General features: G+C 63.9%; 2 protein-coding genes. Both read left to right on the top strand.

Annotation, left to right across the window (positions count from 1 at the left end; genetic code table 11):
* Nucleotides 1-1,581, top strand: a 1,581-nt coding sequence (locus BFN10_RS11180; RefSeq protein WP_139221106.1) for an AMP-binding protein, incomplete at its 5' end; no start/stop codon positions are given.
* A 3-nt stretch (nucleotides 1,582-1,584) separates the two neighbouring features.
* A partial coding sequence (locus BFN10_RS11175) for a condensation domain-containing protein (protein WP_244159049.1) occupies nucleotides 1,585-3,134 on the top strand: 1,550 nt, incomplete at its 3' end.

Genomic DNA, 3,134 nt, shown 5'->3' with positions numbered 1-3,134 from the left:
GAATACCCGCGTGATCGCCTGCTGTACATGATGCAGGACAGCCGTGCGAAGTTGCTGCTGAGCCACAGCAGTGCCTTGCAGCAACTGCCGATTCCAGATGGCCTGGACAGCCTGGCGATTGATCGCACCGAGGAATGGTCCGGTTACAGCGACACGGCGCCTGATGTGAAACTGGACGGCGACAACCTCGCCTATGTGATCTATACATCCGGTTCCACGGGTCTGCCCAAGGGCGTGGCGGTATCTCACGGTCCACTGGTAGCCCATATCATCGCCACCGGCGAGCGTTATGAAACCTCGCCCGCCGACTGCGAACTGCACTTCATGTCGTTCGCCTTCGACGGCTCCCACGAAGGCTGGATGCACCCGCTGATCAACGGCGCCAGTGTGTTGATCCGCGATGACAGCCTGTGGCTGCCGGAATACACCTACCAGCAAATGCACCGTCACAACGTGACCATGGCGGTGTTCCCGCCGGTGTACCTGCAACAGTTGGCCGAGCATGCCGAGCGTGACGGCAACCCGCCGAAGGTGCGGGTGTATTGCTTCGGCGGTGATGCAGTAGCGCAAGCCAGCTACGACCTGGCCTGGCGCGCACTCAAGCCGACCTATCTGTTCAACGGCTACGGCCCGACCGAAACCGTGGTCACGCCACTGCTGTGGAAAGCCCGCAAGGGCGATCCATGCGGCGCGGTCTACGCCCCCATCGGCACACTGTTGGGCAACCGCAGCGGCTATGTGCTGGATGCGCAACTCAACCTGCAACCCATCGGTGTGGCCGGTGAGCTGTATCTGGGCGGGGAGGGCGTGGCCCGTGGGTATCTGGAGCGCCCGGCGCTGACTGCCGAACGCTTTGTGCCGGACCCGTTCGGCAAGCCCGGCAGCCGTGTGTATCGCAGTGGTGACCTGACCCGTGGCCGCCCGGATGGTGTGGTGGACTACCTGGGGCGTGTCGACCATCAGGTGAAAATCCGTGGTTTCCGCATTGAGCTGGGCGAAATCGAAGCGCGTCTGCGTGAGCAGGACAACGTCGGTGAAACCGTGGTGGTCGCCCAGGAAGGCCCGACCGGCAAGCAGTTGGTGGCTTACGTAGTGCCCGCAGACGGCAGCCTGATCAACGAAACCGAGTTGCGCGACACCCTGCGCCGCGCCCTGAAAACCCGTCTGCCGGACTACATGGTGCCGACGCATTTCATGTTCCTGGCGCAAATGCCGCTGACCCCCAATGGCAAGCTCGACCGCAAGGGCCTGCCCGAGCCGGATGCGAGCCTGCTGCAACAGGCCTATGTGGCCCCCGAAACCGAGCTGGAACAACAGATCGCCGCGATCTGGGCCGATGTCCTGCGTCTGCCGCAAGTGGGTCTGAACGACAACTTCTTTGAAGTGGGCGGCCATTCCCTGCTGGCGATCCAGATCACCTCGCGGGTCCAGGCCGAACTGGGCCTGGAAGTGCCGCTGGTGGAAGTGTTCCAGACCGAAACGCTGCGTGCCTACGTGCAGGCCGCCGCCACCTTCCGCGCCGGCAGCGCGCAAGACTTTGATGATCTTCGTGACTTTTTGAGCGAACTAGAGGCGATTTGACCCATGCTTTCCAACCCTAATATCGATCTGGTTTCGCGCTTTCTTCGCCTGCCTCTGGAACAGCGTCAGCAGTTTTACCAGCGCCTGCAAAGCCGGGGCATGAGCTTCGCCCAGCTACCGATTGCCTCGATCCGCGAGGACGGCCAACACCTGCCGCTGTCCTACGCCCAGGAACGCCAGTGGTTTCTCTGGCAGTTGGACCCGGACAGCGACGCCTATCACGTCCCCGGCGCCCTGCGCCTGAGCGGCCGGCTGGACAAGGCCGCCCTGCAACGCAGTTTCGACACGCTGGTGGCCCGCCACGCGAGCCTGCGCACGCGCCTGCACCTGGACGGTGAGCAGCGTGCCCAGGAAGTGCTGGAGCACGGGGTGATCGAGATCGCCGAGCATGCCGTCGACGAAACACAGCTCCAGGCATGGGTCGAGGCCGAAATTGCCCGTCCGTTCGATCTGCAGCACGGCCCGTTGCTGCGGGTCAGCTTGCTCGCCGTGAGTGAAGAGGAGCACGTGCTGGTGCTGGTGCAGCACCATATCGTCTCCGATGGCTGGTCGATGGGCGTGATGGTGCAGGAGCTGATGCAGCTCTATGCCGCCTACAGCCAAGGCCAGGACTGCGCGTTGGCGCCGTTGCCGATCCAGTACGCCGACTATGCCCTGTGGCAGCGCAGTTGGATGGAAGCGGGGGAGAAGGCCCGGCAACTGGAATACTGGCGCGAGCTGCTCAGCGGCACGCAACCGGTACTGGAGTTGCCGTTCGACCAGCCGCGTCCGGCGCAACAGAGCTTCCGCGGGGCGCGCCAGGACATCGCGCTGGAACCAGCGCTGGTTGCCGGGTTGAAGGCGCTGGCCCAGCGGGAAGGCGTGACGATGTTCATGCTGCTGCTGGCCTCATTCCAGGCCTTTTTGTTCCGCTACAGCGGCCAGCCGGATATTCGTGTCGGTGTGCCGATCGCCAACCGCAACCGCGTCGAGACCGAATCGCTGATCGGCTTTTTCGTCAACACCCAGGTGCTCAAGGCCGACCTGGATGGGCAGATGAGCTTTGCCCAATTGCTGCAACACACCAAGCGCCGCGCGCTGGAAGCCCAGGCCCATCAGGACTTGCCCTTCGAACAGCTGGTAGAAGCGCTGCAACCGGAGCGCAGCCTGAGCCATAACCCGTTGTTCCAGGTGATGTTCAACCACCAGGCCCATTCTCCGGCCGTGGCACGGCAGCTACCCGGGCTGCGCGTGGCCAACCTGGACTGGGACAGCCACAGTGCCCAGTTCGACCTGAGCCTGGACACCCAGGAAAGCGGCGACGGGATCTGGGCGTCCCTGACCTACGCCACCGACCTGTTCAGTGCCGCCACCGTGGCGCGCATGGCCGAGCACTGGCTGAGCCTGCTGCGTGCCGCCGTGGCAAACCCCGCGTTGCCATTGCAGGACCTGGCGACCCTCGACAGCCGGGAGCGCGAACAGATCCTCGTCGAGTGGAACGCCACCGCGCGCGACTACCCACGGCAGCGTTGCGTGCATCAATTGATCGAGGAACAGGTTGCACGCACGCCCGA

The sequence above is a fragment of the Pseudomonas extremorientalis genome, assembly GCF_001870465.1.
Classification (GTDB): Bacteria; Pseudomonadota; Gammaproteobacteria; order Pseudomonadales; family Pseudomonadaceae; genus Aquipseudomonas; species Aquipseudomonas extremorientalis.
The sequence above is the reverse complement of the archived record's forward strand: the minus strand, read 5'-3'. Positions and strand labels throughout refer to the sequence as shown.